This is a genomic window from Gordonia sp. ABKF26 (assembly GCF_041103195.1).
Classification (GTDB): domain Bacteria; phylum Actinomycetota; class Actinomycetes; order Mycobacteriales; family Mycobacteriaceae; genus Gordonia; species Gordonia terrae.
This window is the reverse complement of record NZ_JBGCVZ010000003.1, coordinates 1,795,669-1,816,004: the sequence shown is the minus strand read 5'-3', so window position 1 is coordinate 1,816,004 and position 20,336 is coordinate 1,795,669. Positions and strand designations below refer to the sequence as shown.

Genomic DNA, 20,336 nt, shown 5'->3' with positions numbered 1-20,336 from the left:
TGACCGGTTCGGGCAGCGCGGCCTTGTCGAGCTTGCCGACCGGGGTGAGCGGGAGCTCGTCGAGCACCGCGACCGACGCCGGCACCATGTGCGCCGGGAGTCGTTCGCCGACAAACGATCTCAGCTCTGCCGGATTGACCTCGGCGCCGCCCCCTGTGCCGGCCGCGACCACGTAGGCGGCCAGCGCGGTGGCGACCGAACCGCCGACACCGACGACCACGGCCGAGCGGACCGCCGGGTGCTCGGCGAGGACCGCCTCGATCTCGCCGAGTTCGATGCGCAGACCGCGCAGCTTCACCTGGTCGTCACTGCGGCCGGAGTACTCGAGGACCGGCGCACCGGTGGAGTCCTGCTTCCAGCGGACGATGTCGCCGGTGCGATACATCCGGTCACCCGGGTGACCATGCGGGTTCGCCACGAACTTCTCCGCGGTCAGGCCCGGGCGGTCGAGGTATCCGCGCGACAGCGCACCGCCGTTGACATACAGCTCCCCCGCGACACCGACGGGGACCGGACGCAACTGCGCGTCGAGCACCATCAGGCCCACGCCGGCGAGCGGGCCGCCGAGCGAGACCGGCTCGCCCACCGCCATCGGCGCACTGATGGTGACGCCGATCGTGGTCTCGGTGGGGCCATACAGGTTCTGGATCCGCCGGAACGGAGCCCAGCTGTCCTTGAGCGCCTGCGGCACGGCCTCGCCACCGGCATAGACGACGCGGAGGGCCGGGACCGCGTGCGGTTCGATGGTCGCGAGCACGGTCGGCGTCAGGAACGTGTGGGTGATCGCCTGCCGCATCATCAGGTCCTGCAGCGGCGGGCCACCGACCGCGTCGGCGGGGCGATAGATCAACACGCCGCCGGACACGATCGCGAGCAGGTACTCGAGCACCGACGCGTCGAAGCTGGGCGAGGCGAATCCGAGCACCCGCGAGTACTCGTCGGCACCCGAACGCCGGATCTCTTCGGCGGCGAAGTTCGCCAGACCCGAGTGGGTCACGGCGACACCCTTCGGGCGCCCGGTGGAGCCGGAGGTGTAGATGACGTAGGCGACGTTGTCCACCCGTACCGGCCCACGCCGATCCGATGAGGTGATCGGCGCGTCGGACAGCGCCTCGATCTCGGCGGACAGCGTGGCGTCGTCGAGACTGCGCCACGAGAAACGTTCCCCGGGCAGGGTTCCCGACGCCTGGACGGCCAGGCCCAGGATCGCGCCCGAGTCCTCGACCATGTTCGCCACTCGTTCGGCGGGGTAGTCCGGGTCGATCGGCACGTAGCCACCGCCGGTCTTGGCCACCGCCCAGATGGCGGTGAGCAGCTGCGCGGATCGGCCGATCGCCAGCGCGACCAGTTTCTCTGGGCCGATGCCCTGACCGATCAGCCAGCGCGCCAAGCGGTTCGACCGCGCGTCGAGGTCCGCGTACGACAGCCAGACATTGTCCGCGTCGACGACGGCCTGGCGCGGTCCCCACTTCGCGGCGGCCTGCGCGAAGAGATCACCCAGGACGACCGGCTCGGTTCCCGGTCCCCCGGTCACGACCGCGTCGGAGTCGGCGATCGACACCGTCTGCCGCTGCGGTTCGGGTTGCGTTGCCGCGCGGGCGAGTTCGGCCACCGACATGGTCGCCTCGCCGAGGGAGATCTGCCGCAGTGGCACCTCGGGTTCCGCCAGGGCCTCGGTCAGCAGCGTCACCAGCTGCTCGGCGAGACGCGCCACCGACGGTTCGTCGAACAGATCGGTCGCGTAGGTGATTGCACCCGACCAGTCCTCGGACCCGGCCGGCTGCGAGAGCGCGACCAGCAGGTCGACGCGGGCCGGGATGCGCTCGGTGGTCACCGAACTCACCTGGAGCCCGGCGACCTCGCCGATCGAGAGATCCGGACCCGCCAGTTCGGGGAGGGTCGACTGGTCGAACGTCAGCCACACCTGGGTGAAGGGCGCGAACGCTGCCGACCGCTGGGCCCCGGCCGCATCCGCGACCACGTCGAACGGGACGTCGGCGTTGGCGAAAGCAGCGAGGTCGGCGTCCTTGGCTGCGTCGAGCAGGTCGGCGAAGCCGCGGTCGCGGTCGACGGTCGTCCGCAACACCAGGGTGTTGACGAACATGCCGACGAGCGGATCGAGCACGCGCTGCCCGCGACCGGCGATCGGTGTGCCGACGGCGATGTCGTCGGTTGCCGACAGCCGTGACAGGAGGGCGGCCAGTGCGGCGTGGACCACCATGAACGGGGTCGTCCCGGTCTCCTGGGCGAACCCGGCGATGCGATCGCCGACCGACGCGGGCACGCCGAACAGGACGCGGCCGCCGCGCTGGCTGGCCCGCGCGGGCCGGGGACGGTCGGTGGGCAACTCGATCACGTCGGGGAGGCCGGCGAGACGGTCGGTCCAGTAGGTGAGCTGGCGGCCCACGACGGACTCGGGATCCTCGGGCGAACCGAGAACCTCGTGCTGCCAGATCGCGAAGTCGGCGAACTGGACGTCGAGGTCGGCGAATTCCGGGTCGGTGTCGGCGGACTCGGCGAGGTAGGCGGTCACGACGTCGCGCACGAGCGGCGTCATCGACTGCCCGTCCGAGGCGATGTGATGGGTGATCACCGCGAACACGTGCTCGTCGGGCGTCACCTCCCAGATCCGGGCGCGGATGGGCCATTCCCGCGAGACGTCGAAGCCTGCGGAGACCGCCGCCTCGATCTCCTCCTGCGAGGACACCTCCTGCCAGTCCAGCTTGGCCGCGACCGACGTCGCGCGGTTGATCTTCTGGTACGGCATGCCGTCGGCCGACGGGAACGTCGTACGCAGCGACTCGTGGCGCGACACCACGTCGATCAGAGCGGCGTGCAGCGCGTCGGTGTCGAGCGCACCGGACAGCCGCAGCACGATCGGCAGGTTGTAGGCCGACGAGGTGGTGTCGGCCTGGTTGACGAACCACATCCGCTGCTGGGCGAACGCCAGCGGGATCCGTTCGGGCCGGGACTCGACGGCCACGATCGGGGCGCGTGCGGAGTCGAGACCGGAACTCACCCGCGTCAGTTCACGCACGCTCGGGGCGTTGAAGAGTTCCCGGATCGAGATCTCCGTGCCGGTGACCTCGCCCACGCGGGCGACGAGCCGCATCGCGGCGAGCGAGTTGCCACCGAGGTCGAAGAACGAGTCGGTCACGCTGACGCGATCGACACCGAGGATGTCGGCGAACACCTCGGCGACCGCGGCCTCCGCCTCACCCGCGGGGGCGACGTACTCGCCCGCGGTGAAGACCGGTTCCGGCAGCGCACGACGATCGATCTTGCCTGCCGTGTTGAGCGCGATGTCGTCCACCGGCATCCACACGGTCGGTCGCATGTAGCCCGGAAGCGCCTCGGCGACAACGGCCTTGACCCTGTCCAGGTCGATGTGCTCACCCGGGACACCCGCCAGGTAGCCGACGAGGTGTTCCCCGCCGCCGGGTGCGGTGGCCACGGTCGCCGCGGCGTGGACGACGCCGGGAGCCGAGGCGATGACCGCCTCGATCTCGCCGAGCTCGATGCGCTGGCCGCGGAGCTTGACCTGGAAATCGGTGCGTCCCAGGTACTCCAGGACGCCGTCGGGGCGCCGGCGCACGAGGTCGCCGGTGCGGTAGAGCCGCGAACCCGGTTCGCCGTACGGATCGGCGACGAACCGTTCGGAGGTCAGGTCCGGGCGGGCCGCGTAACCGCGGGCCAGCTGCACGCCACCGAGGTAGAGCTCACCGGGGACACCGGCAGGCACCCGGCGCAACCGGGCGTCGAGCACGACGGCCGAGGAGTTCCACACCGGGATGCCGATCGGCACGGTCGGATCGTCGGCGGCAACCGAGTGGATGCGTTCGGAGGTGATCTCCACCGCGGCCTCGGTCGGACCGTACAGGTTGAAGAACCATGCGTCCGGCCAGATCTCGCGGACGGGTGCCGCGACCGCGGGCGGCAACGCCTCACCCGTGGTCGAGACGATGCGGATGGTGTCGAGGGCGGCGAGCTGCTCACGGCCGACCACCTCGAGGAACACCGACAGCATCGACGGCACGAAGTGGATCATCGTCGTGCCCGTGCGGGCGATCTCGTCGGCGACCTGGCGCGGGTTCAGGTGTCCGCCGTCGGCGAGGACCACCAGGCGGGCACCGATCGACAACGGCGCGAACAACTCCGGCACCGAACAGTCGAATGTGTACGGCGTCTTCTGCATGACGACGTCGTCGGGACCGATCGGCAGGGCGTCCAGGCCCCACCACAATCGGTTCAGCACCGCGGCATGCGACAACGTGACGCCCTTGGGGCGACCCGTGGAGCCCGAGGTGAACAAGGTGTACGCGGCGTCGTCGGGGCGCAGCGGGGAGAGTCGCTCCGCGTCGGACACCGGTGCGGCGGCCGACGAGTCGACGTCCACCAGGGCCGAGGCGTCGACCACGACGACCCGCACACCGGTGTCGTCGGCGGCGGCCACCGCGTCCCGGACACCCTCGGCGTCGGCGACGAGCAGCACCCGCACACCGGCGGTCTCGTACATGTAGCGGACGCGGTCGGCGGGGGCGGCCACGTCGACCGGGACGTACTGTCCACCCGCGGCGATGACGGCGTGGATCGCGACCATCATCTCGACGGAGCGCGGAATGCACAGGGCGACTGCCACATCCGGCCCGACACCGGCCTCGATGAGGTCGCGGGCCAGCGTGTTGACCCGGGCGACGAACTCGGCGTAGGACACCTCGCGGTCGCCGAAGACGATCGCGGTGGCGTCCGGGGTGCGCTGCGCCTGGGCGGAGACGGCGTCGCTGACGGTCTGCACTGCGGGCAGTTCCACCCGCTCGCCCCACTCGGCCGACTCGATGGCGGCCGTCGTGTCCTCGGCGACGAACGGCGCATCCCCCACCGCCCGGTCCGGGACCGAGGTCAGGGCATCGAGAAGACGGATGAAGCGTTCGCCGAACTCGAGCACCGTCGGCTCGTCGAAGAGGTCGGTCGAGTAGTCGAGGTTCACCGGCCAGGTCTGCCCGGCGGGCCGCGAGGAGACGGTGATCCAGAGATCGATCTGCGACGAGACCATCACGTCCGCGTACGGCGTCACCGTGATGCCGGCCGCGTCACCGAGTGCCTCGGCGGCGGTCGCCGACGGGCTGAACGAGAACATGACCTGGGCCAGCGGCGCGAAGGCCTCCGAGCGCACCGGACTCAGCCGGTCGACCACGGTCTCGAACGGGACGTCGGCGTGGGCGAACGCGTTCAGGTCGACGTCGCGCACCGCGGACAGGAGCTGTTCGAACGACTGGGCGCCGTCGACCAGCGTCCGCAGCACCAGGGTGTTGACGAACATGCCGACAAGCGGATCGAGCTCCGCCTGACCGCGACCGGCGATCGGCGTGCTGACGACGATGTCGTCGGTGGCCGACAGGCGTGCGAGCAGCACCGCGACGGCGCCGTGCAGCACCATGAACGGCGTCACGTCGGCTCCGCGCGCGACCTCGGTGACGCGCTCGCCGATCCCGGCCGGGATCTCGACCCGTGCGCGGGCGCCGCGCCCGGAGGCGACCGGCGGACGCGGACGGTCCGACGGCAATTCGAGTACGTCGGGAACACCGGCGAGGTGCCCGGCCCAGTAGGCCAATTGGCGTCCGACGACCGAATCCGGGTCGTCGACCGAGCCGAGGACGGTGTGCTGCCAGATCGCGTAATCGACGAATTGCACGGCGAACGGCGGGAATTGCGGCTCGTCCCCGGCGACGCGGGCGCTGTAGGCGGAGACCAGGTCGGAGACGAGCGGGGCCATGGACTCGCCGTCGGCACCGATGTGGTGGAACACGACGGCGAGCACGAACTCACCGGGCTCGACCGCCCAGAGGCGCGTCCGGAACGGCCACTCCTCGGTGACGTCGAATCCCCTTGTCACCGCGGCGAAGATGTCGTCCTCGGACCCGACGACCTCCCAGTCGAGCCGGTCGGCGACCGATTCCGGCGGATGCACGAGCTGGAAGGGCACGCCTTCGGCACTCGGGAACGTCGTGCGCAGGACCTCATGCCTGCGGACGACGTCGCCCAGCGCGGTGTGCAGTGCCTCGACGTCGAGGTCGCCCGACAGCCGCAGCACGATCGTCATGTTGTGCGTGGGCGCAGCGGGATGCAGGCGGTTGAGGAACCACATCCGGGTCTGCGCGAAGGACAGCGGAATCCGTTCGGGCCGTGGCGACACCGCCACCACGGGCGCGAGCCGGGAGCCGCGACCGGTCAGGGCGGCCACCAGCTCGCGCACCGACGGCGCCTCGAAGACGTCGCGGACCGAGACCTCGACACCCAGGGCGTCACCGACGCGGGCACTGACCCGCATCGCCGACAGCGAGTTGCCGCCCAGCTCGAAGAAGCTGTCGGTGGCACCCACCCGTTCGACCTGGAGGAGCTCCGCGAAGACCTCGGCGACCGCGGTCTCCTCCGGCGTCTCGGGAGCCACGTAGTCACCGGTGGCGAACTCGGGGCGGGGCAGCGCCCGTCGGTCCACCTTGCCCGAGGTGGTCCGTGGCATCTCGGGAAGCGCCATCCAGACCGTGGGTCGCATGAACTCCGGCAGACCGCGCACGGACGCTCCGCGCACGAGGTCGAGATCGACCTCCTCGCCGGGACGCCCGGCGACGTAGGCGACGAGTTGCTCGCCGCCGCTCGGGGCGGTGGCCACGACGACGGCCACATGCACGACACCCGGCGCCGAGGACAGCACGGACTCGATCTCGCCGAGCTCGATGCGCTGCCCGCGCAGCTTCACCTGGAAGTCGGCGCGGCCCAGGTATTCCAGTACGCCGTCGGTGTTCCACCGGGCGCGGTCACCGGTGCGGTACAACCGGCCACCGCGTGGATCGAAGGGATCGGCGACGAAGGTCTCGGCGGTGAGCCCCGACCGCGAGGCGTAACCGCGGGCCAGCTGGGGTCCGCCGAGGTACATCTCACCGGGGACACCCGGCGGGACCGGTCGCAGCCGATCGTCGAGGACACGGACCGTCGAGTTCCACACCGGTGCCCCGATGGGGATGTTCGGCGTCGGCCGGTCCACGCGTCCATAGGTGATGTCGACGGTCGCCTCGGTCGGACCGTACTGGTTGTAGAGCCCGAGTTCGGGGAGCAGTCGGAGCAGACCACCGGCGAGGGCGGGGCTCAGAGCCTCACCACCGGAGAAGATCCGGCGCATCGACGAGAGGTCGGCGTCCCCGGCGCCGGTGGCGCCGTCGAGGAACGCCGCGAGCATCGAGGGCACGAACTTGGCGGTCGTGACCCGATGGCGTTCGATGAGGCGTGCCAGGTAGACCGGGTCCCGATGTCCGCCGGGTTCGGCGACGACGACCGGCGACGCGGCGAAGATGCCGCCGAAGTAGTCCCACACGGACGCGTCGAACGTGTAGGGCGTCTTCAGGAAGAAGACGTGCTCCCCCGGGCCGTTCGACTCGGTGAACCACTCGAGGGTGTTGCGCAGCGCACCGTGGGTGACGGTCACGCCCTTGGGGCGTCCGGTCGATCCGGACGTGAAGATCGTGTAGACGGCGTGGTCCGGCAACACCCGGACGGGTCGATCGGCGTCGGACACCGAGGCGACGGCGGTGTCGACGGGCGCGGACGCGTCGACGACGACCACCGGGAGGTCGACACCCGCGAGCGCTTCCGGACGCTCGGTACCGATGAGCACCATCGCGACGTCCGCGGTGTCGATCATGTATTGCGTGCGCTCGACCGGGGATTCGGTGTCGATCGGCACGTACTGGCCGCCGGCCGCAACGATGGCGTGCACGGCGACCATCACCTCGACCGAGCGGTCGATGCAGACGCCGACGGCGACATCGGGTCCCACACCCAGCGAGATCAGCTCTCGCGCAAGGATGCTCACCCGGACCGCGAACTCGTCGTAGTGCACCACGCGGTCGTCGAAGAGCACGGCGGGCCGATCCGCCGCGCGTGCGCGTGCATCGGCGACGAGGTCGACGACGGTGTGCTCGCCCGGGATCTGGACCTCGTGTCCGCGAGACCACTCGGCGACGTCGAGACCGTCCACCGTGGAGACCAGCGGGATGTCGGACGTCCGCTCGTGGGGAGTGCGGGCCACCGTCTCCAGGATGTGCACCAGGATCTCGCCGAAGACCCGGATCTGGTCGTCGCCGAAAGCGGCGGGCAGGTACTTCAGCTGCAACGACACCCGGCCACCCGCGGCCGCGGTGATCAGGTTGATCGGGTAGTGGGTGGTGCTCCTGGAGTCGACGTCGGCGACGACGAGACCGTCGGCCAGTCCTTCGGTCGCGTCCTGCGACGACAGGGCCTCGGTGTCGATCGGGAACGACTCGTGGACGGTCAGCGTGTCGAACAGCTGGGCCGAGCCGGCCAGGGCCGTCAGGTCGGACAGACCGAGGTGCTGGTGATCCATGACCGCGACCTTGGCGGCCTGCAGCCTGCGGAGCACCTCGACGATGGTCGCGGCCGGATCGACGTCGACGACGCTGGGCAGCGTGTTGATGAAGAGCCCGACCATCGTCTCCACGCCCGGCAGGTCCGCGGGCCGGCCCGAGACGGTCTCGCCGAACACCACGACCCGGTTGCCGGTCATCCGCGACAGCAGAACAGACCAGGCGAACTGCATGACCGTGGCGGTGGTGACGCCCTCGGTTCGGGTGAGCTCCTCGAGCCCCGCGGTCGTCTCCTCGTCGAGCATGACCCGGTGCTGCCGGGGCAGTTCGTCGTCGGTGGCCTCGAGTCCGGGCGCCACGAGAGTCGGACCCTCGATCGGCGCGAGCACCTGTCGCCATGCCGCCAGACCGGCGTCGCGGTCGGCGGCGGCGAGCCGCCGGACGTGGTCGGCGAAGTCCGATCGCTGCGATCCCTCACCGCCGGCAACCTGGCCGGTGTAGGTCTCCCCCGTGGCGTACAGGGCGAGCAGGTCGGCCAGGACCAGCGGACCGGACCAGCCGTCCATCAGGATGTGGTGGTTGGTCACCACGAGGTGCGCCTGGTCGTCGTGCCAGACGAGCACGAACCGCACCAGGGGCGGTCGGCCGAGGTCGAACCGGGCCAGCCGCTCGCCCTCGACGATCCGCCGGATCTCGGCATCCGCGTCCTCGGCGGTCACCCCGGAGTCCAGCCGAACCACTCGCCACGGGATCTCGACGCGCTCGGGGATCACCGCGACGACCGCGCCGCTGCCGGTCCGGAGGTAGGCCGACCGCATCACGCGGTGTCGGGCGAACAGCTGCTCGGCCGAACCGCGCAGCCGATCTCCGTCGACACGGCCGCCCAGCGTGAGGACCACCTGGGTGACGTAGACGTCCACGGCGCCGGACTCCTGGCCGGACGCGGCGAGCTGCGCCTGGAAGTACAGACCCTGTTGCAGCGGCGTCAGCGGCCACACCGCCGCGCCCGGATACGTGCGGGCCAGGTCGTCGAGGTCGCGCTGGGTGACGCCGGTGCCCGGGACGTCCGACGGGGACAGACCGACGCGGGTGCCCGAACCGATCGCCTGGGTCAGCGCAGCCAGTTCGGCCGCCCACATGTCGAGGAGATCGGTGACCTCGTCGTCGGCGAACAGTGAGCCGGGGAAGCTGGCACCGGCGACGAGCTTGCGATTGCCCTGCTCGTCGAGTGAGGTGGTCACGCTCACGCCCAAGGTGCTCAGAGCCACCATCCGACCCGACGCGGACGATCCCAGGATCGGCGCGTCCGGAGCGTGGGTGAACGGGAGCACCTCGGCGTCCGGCGCGCCTGCGCCTCCGCCGGCACCGAAGTAGTTGAAGGAGATGCTCGGGAGCGGACGCGTGGCCAGTTCCCGGGTGTCGGAATCGGGGTCGGCGGTCCCGGAGCCGTAGCGCAGCCACCCGAATCCGATGCCGTTGTCCGGCTGGGCCAGACGCGCTTCCTTCGCAGCCTTCACCGCGTGCACCACGTCGGTACCGGGATCGAGGCGCACGGGGACGATGGTGGTGAACCAGCCGACCGACCGGGACAGGTCCGCGCGACGCGGCGACTCGCCGGCGGCGAGGACCTCCTCGTACCGGCCGTGACCCTCGGTGAGGACCGTGACGGGTGCGCTGTCGGTGATCTCGCGACGTGACTGCCAGGATCGGACCGCACGGGCGAAAGCACCGAGCAGGACGTCGCTGACGTTGCCGCCGAAGGCCTCCGGCACCGCCGTCAGCACGGATCGGGTCACCGGGGCGCCGATCTCGAGGGAGACGTGGCGCTCGGTGGACATCAGGTCGCGGGTGCGGTCGAGCGTGACGCCGAGCGGCGTGGGCCGCGGCGGCAACTGCGCGAGCCAGTGGTCGCGCTGCTCGTGCCACGAATCAGTCCGGGCCGCAAGGGCATCCGTCCACGCCCGGGCGCTCGTCTGTTCGGCGCGCAGCTCGATGTCCCGACCGTCGGAGAGCTGCGCCCATCCGGTGATCAGGTCTTCGATGAGGATCGGCCAGGACACGGCGTCCACGCCGAGGTGATGGATGACCAGGAGCACCCGTCCCACGCCGTCGCGGTCGCGGATCAGTGCGGCCCGCACCAGCTGCCCGGCCTCGGGGTCGAGAGTGGCCGACACCGCACCGAACGCGGTACGGACGTCGGAGTCGAACTCGTCGGTACCGACCGCGGCGACACTCGACACCTCGATGACCGCGGACGCGCCGTCGAATGTGTTTCCGACGGTCGACCGCCATCCGTCCTCGGTCTGCGCGAGGGTCGCGGTCAGCATGGGATGCGCGTCGACGACCGCCGCGAGGAGCTCGATCAGCCGCTCGACGTCGAGTCCGTCCGGTGCCCGGAGCACCGCGGCCTGCACGAAGTCGGCGAAATCCGATGGAGCCGAGGCGTGTTCGATCATCCAGTGCACGACCGGGGACACCGTGACCGGTCCGGTGCCCGCCGAGGACTCCTCGAGCATCGGCAGGCGGGCGGCGTCGTCATCGGCCGCGGCGGCCATGCCGCGGATCGTGCGGTGCTCGAAGATCTCGCGCGGGGACAGGTCGACGCCCGCGGCGCGCGCCGCGGACGCGAGCTGGATCGACATGATCGAGTCCCCGCCGAGGGCGAAGAACGACTCGGTCACCGACACCCGCGGGATACCGATGAGGTGCGCGACGATGGAGGCGAGTACTTCCTCGGTCGTCGTGGCCGGCGCCACGAACATCTCGGTGTGTACCCCGAACTCCGGCTCCGGCAGCGCCTTTCGATCGATCTTGCCGGCACTGTTGAGGGTGATGTACGGCAGCGTCATCCACACGGTCGGACGCATGTACTCCGGCAGCTCGGCGGCCACCGTCGACTTGACGAGGTCGAGGTCGACCCCTTCCGGCGCGACGTAACCGACGAGGTGGTCGGCGCCCGTCGGGGCCTTGGCCACCGTGACGGCGGTGTGCACGACACCCTCGACGGTCGCGATCACGGACTCGATCTCACCGAGCTCGATGCGCTGGCCGCGCAGCTTGACCTGGAAGTCGGTGCGGCCCAGGTACTCCAGGGTTCCGTCTGCCCGCCAACGCACGAGGTCGCCGGTGCGGTAGAGACGCGAACCCGGTTCGCCGAACGGATCGGCGACGAACCGTTCCGCGGACAGGTCGGCGCGTGCGGCATAACCGCGGGCGAGCTGGACGCCGCCGAGGTACAACTCACCCGGCACCCCGGCCGGAACCGGTCGCAGCCGCGCGTCGAGGACCCATGTCGACGTGTTCGCGACGGGCACGCCGATCGGGATGATCGCCGGGGCGGTGGACACGTCGGCGACGGCGACCTCCACGGCCGCCTCCGTGGGCCCGAAGAGATTGACGATGGAGACCTGCGGCAGCAGGGCGTGCAGCTTGGCCACGACGGCCGGCGGCAGCGCCTCACCGGAGGCGAAAACCCATCGCAGCGCCGACATCTCGGCGAATCGTCCGGCCGGGACGAGATCGAGGAAGATCGACATCATCGACGGGACGAAGTGCACCGACGTGGCCCGTGTCGAGGAGATCAGGTCCACGAGATAGTCGGGGTCGGTGTGACCGCCGGGCCGGGCGACGATCATCGTCGCGCCGGAGATCAACGGGCCGAACAACTCCGGCACGGAGACGTCGAAGGTGTAGGGAGTCTTCTGCACGATGCGGTCGCCGACGGTCCACGGGAATTCCCCGAGTCCCCACCACAACCGGTTCATGACGGAGGCGTGCGACACCGTGACGCCCTTGGGGCGGCCGGTGGAGCCGGAGGTGAACAGCGTGTAGGCGGCGTGGTCGCCCCGCAGCGGCGCGAGGCGGTCCGCGTCGGTGACGGGCGCGGTGTCGGCGACGGCGCTCGTCGCGTCCACCTGCACCAGCGTGATCCCGACGTCGAGTCCGTCGATCGCCTCCGGACGTGCGTCACCGGCGGACAGCACGACGGCGACCCGGGCGGTCTCGATCATGTACTGGACCCGGTCGGCCGGTGCGGCGGTGTCGATCGGCACGTACTGACCACCTGCGGCGAGCACGGCGTGCACGGCGACGACCATCTCGACCGAACGGTCGATGCAGACGCCGACGGCGACCTCGGGACCGATCCCGAGCCCGATCAGGGTCCGCGCGAGATCGGCCACGCGCGAGCCGAATTCACCGTAGGTGAGTCGACGACCTTCGAAGTCGATGGCCACCTGCGTCGGGTCCTCGGCGATACGTGCGGCCACCGCGTCGGCGATCACCGGACTTCCGAAGACCGTGGTCTCACCGACCGACCAGCCGTCGACGCGGGCACGGTCGTCGGCCGAGACGAGCGCGAGATCGCCCACGGCGACGGTGTCGCGACTGGCGCCGGTCATGTCGCGCAGCAGCGAGACCAGGCGGTCGGCGAATCCGGCCACGGTGCCGGCCTCGAACAGGTCGAGCGCGTAGATCACACTCCCCGACCACGCCTGACCGGCCTCTCCGACCGAGACGGCCACGGCGAGGTCGAGCTGGGCAGAGACCTCAGGCGGTTCCACGGGGGTGATCGCCAGTCCGGGCAGCTCGGCCGCGCCGGCGGCGGCGTCCTCGCCGAGCACCCCGGGTCCGGCGGGCAGCGCCTCACCCAGGGTCAGCAGGACCTGCGCGAGGGGTGCGAACGCCTCGGAGCGGATGGGGTCCAGGTGTTCGACGAGCGTCTCGAACGGGATGTCGGCGTTGGTGAACGCGTCGAGGTCGGTCCCGCGCACCTGTGCCAGCAGCTCGTCCACGCTCATCTCCGGCGCGATGCGCGACCGCAGGACGAGGGTGTTGACGAACATGCCGACCAGCGGGTCGAGGACGCGTGAACCACGTCCGGCGACGGGGGTCGCGATCGCGATGTCGTCGGTGGCCGACAACCGCGCGAGCAGCACCGCGAGCGCGGCGTGCACGACCATGAAGGGGGTGACGCCGTGCGTGCGCGCGGTGGCGGCCACCGCGTCGGCGACCTCGGCGGGGATCTCGAAGCCGAGTCGTCCGCCCCGGGCCGAGGCGACGGCGGGCCGGGCGTGGTCGGTCGGGAGCTCGAGGACGTCGGGCAGTCCGGTCAGACGTTCGGTCCAGTGCGCGAGCTGACGGCCCAGGACCGACTCGGGATCGTCGGCGGAACCGAGCACGTCGTGCTGCCAGATCGCGAAGTCGGCGAACTGGACGTCGAGCGGCGCGAGAGCCGGGACCTCCCCGGCGCTGCGAGCGACATAGGCCGCCACCAGGTCGGCGACGAGCGGCTTGCGCGACTCACCGTCGAAGGCGATGTGGTGGGCGATCAGACCCAGGATGTGGGTGTCGTCCTCGGCCGGCCACAGGCAGGCTCGCACCGGCCATTCCGCCGACACGTCGAAGCCGCGGGTGATCGTCCGCTCGAATTCCTCGGCCGTCGAGACGATCGAGAAGTCGAGGCGGGAGGCGACCTCCGAAGCATCCGAGATCAGCTGGTACGGACCCTGTTCGTCCTGCGGGAACGTCGTGTGCAGCACGTCGTGGCGAGCCACCACGTCGGCGATCGCCGCCTGCAGCGCCGGTACGTCGAGATCTCCGGCCAGCCGCACGACGGTCGGGATGTTGTAGGTGGGCAGCGTCGGGTCGAACTGGTTGATGAACCACATCCGCTGCTGCGCGAACGACAACGGGATGCGTTGCGGGCGTGGCGATACCGCGACGACCGGCGGCAGCGCGCGGTCGCGCTCGGTGGTCCCGGCCACGAGTTCCCGAACCGTCGGGGCGTCGAAGATGTCGCGGACCGACACCTCGACCCCGAGGACGTCGGAGACACGAGCGGCCAGGCGCATCGCCGAGAGAGACGTGCCGCCGATGTCGAAGAAGCTCTCGGTGACACCGATGTCGTCCACCCCGAGCAGGCTCGAGAACGCCTCGGCCACTGCGGCTTCGGTCTCGTTCGCGGGCGCAACCACCTCGCGCTGGCTCACATCGGGTGTGGGCAGCGCGCGACGATCGACCTTTCCCGACGTCGTCAGCGGCATCTGGTCGAGGACCATCCAGGTCGTCGGCACCATGAACTGCGGCAGGCCGCGACGCGCGAGGTCCTTGACCGTGTCGAGGTCGGGCGTCACGCCCGGGCCGCCGGCGAGGTAGGCGACCAGTTGTTCGCCTCCACCCGCCGGGGCGGAGACGACGACGGCGGTGTGCACGACGCCGGGCGCCGAACCCAGGATCGACTCGATCTCCCCGAGTTCGATGCGCTGGCCACGCAGCTTCACCTGGAAGTCGTTGCGGCCCAGATACTCCAGTTCACCGTTGGCGTTCCACCGACCCCGGTCGCCGGTGCGGTACAACCGGGCACCGGCCGGTCCGAACGGATCGGCCACGAAGGTCTCAGCGGTCAGTCCCGAGCGCGAGGCGTAACCGCGGGCAAGCTGGACGCCGCCCAGATACAGCTCTCCCGCGACACCGACGGGCACGGGCCGCAAGCGGGCGTCGAGGACATGCACGGACGAGTTCCAGACCGGTGTGCCGATCGGGATGTTCTGCGCCGACGGGTCGGTGACCGCACCGTAGGTGATGTCGACGACGGCCTCGGTGGGACCGTACTGGTTGACCAGGAGCGCGTCGGGCAGTTCGGTGGCCAGCCCGGTGGCCAGACCGGGCAGCAGGGCCTCGCCGCCGGAGAAGATGCGGCGCAGGGTCGCGAGCTTCTCGATGCCCGCCCCGGTCGCGCCGTCCAGGAAGGCGGCCAGCATCGAGGGGACGAACTTGACCGACGTCACGCCGTGACGCTCGATGAGTCCCGCGAGGTACCGGGGATCACGGTGCCCGCCGGGCTCGGCCACGACGACCGCGCTCCGGTTGAACACCGGTCCGAAGAACTCCCACACCGACGCGTCGAAGGTGTAGGGCGTCTTCATCAGGAAGCGATGTCCGCCTTCGCCGTTCGAGTCGCTGAACCACGCCAGGGTGTTCCGCAGGGCGCCGTGGGTGACGGTCACGCCCTTGGGCCGGCCCGTGGAGCCGGAGGTGAAGATCGTGTACGCGGCATTGTCCGGATGGACGCCGCCGAGGCGTTCGGCCCCTGTCACCGGCGGCACCGGTTCGTCGGGCAGTGGCACCGTACTGTCGGCACGCACGATCCGGCCGGCGAACTCGGCGAGCGCCTCCGGCGTGTCGCCGTGGCCGGTCACGACGGTCGCGACCCGAGCCGTCTCCAGGATGTACCGGCTTCGCTCGACGGGGCTCTCCGGGTCGATGGGCACGTACTGCCCACCGGCCGCGACGATCGCGTGCACCGCGACCATGATCTCGACCGACCGGTCGAGGCAGACCCCGACCGCAGCATCGGGTCCGACGCCCGCATCGATGAGTTCGCGGGCGAGCAGTGACACACGCGCGGCGAACTCCGCCGCGTCGACGACCCGGTCGTCGTAGATGACCGCGGGCACATCGGGGGTGGCTGCCGCCCAGGCCGACACCAGGTCGGCGACGGTGTCCGGCGCACCCACCTCGGCACGGGGCCCCGCCTCGAAGTCCTGCAGGCGGACCGCCTCGGCGGGCAACACGAGATCGACATCGCCGACCGGTCGCGACGGTGCCGCCAGGACGGACTGCAGCACGGCGACGAGTCGCTGCGTCAGTGCATCGATGGTCGACTCGTCGAAGAGATCGGTCGCGTAGATGACCGAACCGGCCCAGCGCCGACCGTCGTCTCCCCTGTCGATGGCGAAGTTCAGGTCCACCTTGGCGCCCGGAGCCGCCGGCGGGAGAGGCTCGAAATCCAGGTCACCGATCGACCCGCTCTGTTCGGCGTCGATGGCGAAGTCCGCCGACGCGGACTGGTCGAAGGTCAGATTGACCTGCGCCAGTGGTGCGAACGATTCCGTCCGCACCGGGTTGAGGGCCTCCACGAGGGTCTCGAAGGGGACGTCGGCGTTGGCGAACGCATCCAGATCGATCGTGCGCACCCGGTCCAGCAGTGCGTCGAAGGTCTCCTCGCCTGTCACCGGGACGCGCAGCACGAGGGTGTTCACGAACATGCCGACGAGCGCGTCGAGTGCGGCCTTCCCGCGCCCCGCGATGGGGGTGCCGACGACGATGTCGTCGGTCGCCGACAGACGTGCGAGCAGCACGGTGAGCGCCGCGTGGACGACCATGAACGGGGTCACCCCGCGTTCGGATGCGACCCGTTCGATCGCATCGCCGACCGGAGCCGGGATGTCGAAGTCGAAGCGGGCGCCGCGCTGCGACGCCACCGGCGGGCGCGGGCGGTCAGTGGGCAGTTCGAGGACGTCCGGCGTGCCGGCGAGCCGGCTCGTCCAGTGGTCGAGCTGGGCCGCGATGAGCGAGTCCGGGTCGCCGGCCGAGCCGAAGACGTCGTGCTGCCACAGTGCGTAGTCGGCGAACTCGACCTCGAGCTCGGCGTACTCGGGCTCCTGACCCGACACGCGCGCACCGTAGGCGGTGATCAGATCCGCGAGCATGGGTTTCATCGATTCGCCGTCGGCGGCGATGTGGTGCACGACCACGACGAAGACGAACTCGTCGGCGGCGACCGGCCACAACCGCGCACGGATCGGCCAGTCGGCGGTGACGTCGAAGCCGGAGGTGATCGCGGTCTCGAGGTGCTCCTGGGAGTCCACGATCGCCCAGTCGAGGCGGTCGACCTCGTCGCGTCCGTGGATCCGCTGATACGGGACCCCCTCGACGTCGGGGAACGTCGTCCGCAGCACGGCCTGGCGGACGACGAGGTCCTCGACCGCGGCGTGCAGGGCCTCGGCATCGACCGGACCGCGCAGGCGCAGCCCGATCGGGATGTTGTAGGTCGACGACGCGGGTTCGAACCGGTTGATGAACCAGAGGCGTTGTTGGGCGAAGGACAGCGGGATCCGGTCCGGCCGCGGCGAGACCGCGACCACGGGCGGCAGGCTCGCGCCGCGCCCGGACACCGCCGCGACGAGGTCGCGGACGGACGGCGCCTCGAACACGTCCCGCACCGACACCTCGGTACCGAGTGCGTCGGCGACGCGGGAGGCGAGGCGGGTCGCCGACAGCGAGTTGCCGCCGAGGTCGAAGAAGCTTGTCGCGACCCCGATCTCGTCGACACCGAGCACCTCGGCGAAGACCTGCGCGACCGCGGTCTCCTGCGGGCCCGCAGGGGCGACGACATCCTCGACGACGGTGGCCGAGTCCGGTACGGGCAGGGCCTCGCGATCGAGCTTCCCGTTCGCCGTCAGCGGCAGGGTCTCGAGATCGACGATCTGGTCGGGGATCATGTACGACGGCACCGCGCGCCCGGCGATGCGCCGGACCTCGGCGGTGTCGACGGCGTTCTCCGCGGCGCGGACGAGGTAGCCGATGAGTTGCTCACCGCGGCCGGGGATGTCGACGACACGTGCCGCCGCCGCACTCACACCCGGCACCGCCAGGAGCGCCGCCTCGATCTCACCGAACTCGATCCGGTAGCCACGCAACTGGACCTGTGCGTCCCCGCGGCCGAGGTACTCGATGTCATCGCCCACCCGGCGGGCCAGATCGCCCGTGCGGTACATCCGGGATCCGGGCCCGCCATAGGGCGACGCCACGAAACGCGTCGACGACAGCCCGGCACGCTTGAGGTAGCCCTGCGCGAGTTGCCCACCGGTGACGTACATCTCGCCGACGATGCCCTCGGGCACCGGCCGGAGACGGTCGTCGAGCACGTGGATGGCCAACGAGCTCAACGGGCGGCCGATGAAGCTCGCGTCGTCGGCCGTCACCGACTGCGGGTCGAGCGGCCGGAAGCTGACGTGCACGGTCGTCTCGGTGATGCCGTACATGTTGACCAGCGACGTGGACTCGCCCGGGTGGTCGTCGAACCAGCGGCGGACCTGCTCGAAACTGAGCGCCTCGCCGCCGAACACGATGTAGCGCAACGACAGTGCGGCCTCACGGCGCCGGCGGGTCTCGGCGAGCTGATAGAACGCCGACGGTGTCTGGCTCAGCACGGTGACGCGTTCGCGCGCCAGCAGGTCGAGGAATTCCTCCGGTGCACGCGCCAGGTCCCGGTCCACCAGCACGAGACGGCCACCGGTCAGCAGCGGCCCCCACAGCTCCCAGACCGAGAAGTCGAACGCGTACGAGTGGAACATGGTCCAGACGTCGGTCTCGTCGACATCGAAATCATCTGCGGCCGTGTCCATCAGGGTGACCACGTCGCGGTGGGTGACCTCCACGCCCTTGGGTCGGCCCGTGGACCCCGACGTGTAGATCACGTAGGCGCGCGAGTCGGGGTGGATCGCGACCGGTCGTGCATCCGCACCGGCACCGTCGGCCAGCAGCTGCGCGACCGGCACCACCGGCGTCGACCCCAGCTCCGACCACAGCTCGACGTCCGCGGTCGTGTCATCGATGATCACCGCGCTCGGCGCGGCATCGGAGACGATGAAACGCAGACGGTCGATCGGATTGGTGGTGTCCAGCGGCAGATAACCCGCGCCACAGCGCAACACACCCAGGATCGAGGTGACGAGATCCACGTCGCGGGACGTTGCCACCGCGACGAGGTCGCCGGCGGAGACACCGCGCGCCTGCAACGCGGCGGCGACCGCTGCGGAGCGATCGTCGAGTTCGCGGTAGTCCACCGTCGTCGCGGTGTCGGTGACGGCCGGGCGCCCTGCGTGCGCGAGCACCGAGCGGCCGAACAGCTCCACCAGCGACGAGTCCGTGTTCGCCGTGCGGGCGACCGGCGGCGTGATCGCGCGTCGGTACTCCGCGTCGTCGCGCAGGGAGATCGCCCCGATCTCGACGGTCGGATCCGCGACGACACCGGTCAGGATGCGGATCAGCGCATCCGAATACACCTGCACCTGCCGGTCGTCGAAGGCCGCGGGCAGGTACTTCAGCTTCAGCTCGATCCGGTCGCCGACCACGCCGGTCACCAGGTTCAGCGGGTAATGGGTCGAGTCCGTCGCATCGAGATCCTCGATCCCGATGCCACCGGCATCGGCGCCCTGCTTCAGCGACTGGGCGTCGACCGGATACGACTCGTGCACGGCAAGGGTGTCGAAGAGCTGCCCGCGACCGACGAGAGCGGTCAGTTCGGGCAGTCCGAGGTGCTGGTGGTCGAGGACCGCGACCTTCGAGGCCTGCAGCGCGTCGAGAACGTCGACGGCGCGGGCGTTCGGATCGACGTCGGCGACGGCGGGCAGCGTGTTGATGAAGAGGCCGACCATCGTCTCGACGCCGTCCAGATCGGCCGGACGACCGGAGACGGTCTCGCCGAAGACGACGGTCCGCTGACCGGTGATGCGCGACAACAGAACCGCCCAGGCGAACTGCATCACCGTCGAGACGGTGACTCCTCGTGCGCGCGTGAGGTCGTCGACGGCGGAGGTGATCTCGGGCGGCAGCAACACGCTGTGGTCGCGCGGCAGCTGATCGGAGGTCGCCTCGCGGCCGGAGCCGACCAGCGTCGGTTCGTCGACGGCGGACAGCACCGAACGCCACGCCGCCAGCCCCGCCTCGGTGTCGGACGCGGCGATGTAGCGCAGGTAGTCGAGATAGTCTCCCCGCGCGCCGGACTCGGCGGCGACGGTGCCGGTGTAGGTCTGACCGGTCGCGTACAGCGCGAACAGATCCGCCATGATGAGCGGGCTCGACCAGCCGTCGATCAGGATGTGGTGGCTGGTGACGACCAGCGTCGAACGCGCGCCACTGCGGACGAGGACGAACCGCATGAGCGGGCCGGACTCCAGATCGAACGGCGTCGCGCGCTCGACCTGCGCGACGTCGGCGACCCCGCGGTCACCGTCCGGTCCGGCAGCCGACACGGCATCGAGATCGACTGTCCGCCAGGGGATGTCGACCGTCTCGGGGACCACCGCGACGACCTCGCCGCTGGGCACCCGGACGAAACTCGAGCGCAGCACGCGATGGCGGGCGAAGACCTCGCGCACGGCGTCGGCGAGT

General features: G+C 70.5%; 1 protein-coding gene (running past both ends of the window). It reads right to left on the bottom strand.

This entire window lies inside a single protein-coding gene on the bottom strand: locus tag AB4Z55_RS08605, encoding a non-ribosomal peptide synthase/polyketide synthase (RefSeq protein WP_369519551.1). The 40,245-nt coding sequence extends 9,752 nt beyond the window's left edge and 10,157 nt beyond its right edge, so the window shows coding positions 10,158-30,493, spanning codon 3,386 (partial) through codon 10,165 (partial); the first complete codon in reading order (the gene reads right to left) occupies positions 20,333-20,335. The start codon and the stop codon both lie outside this window.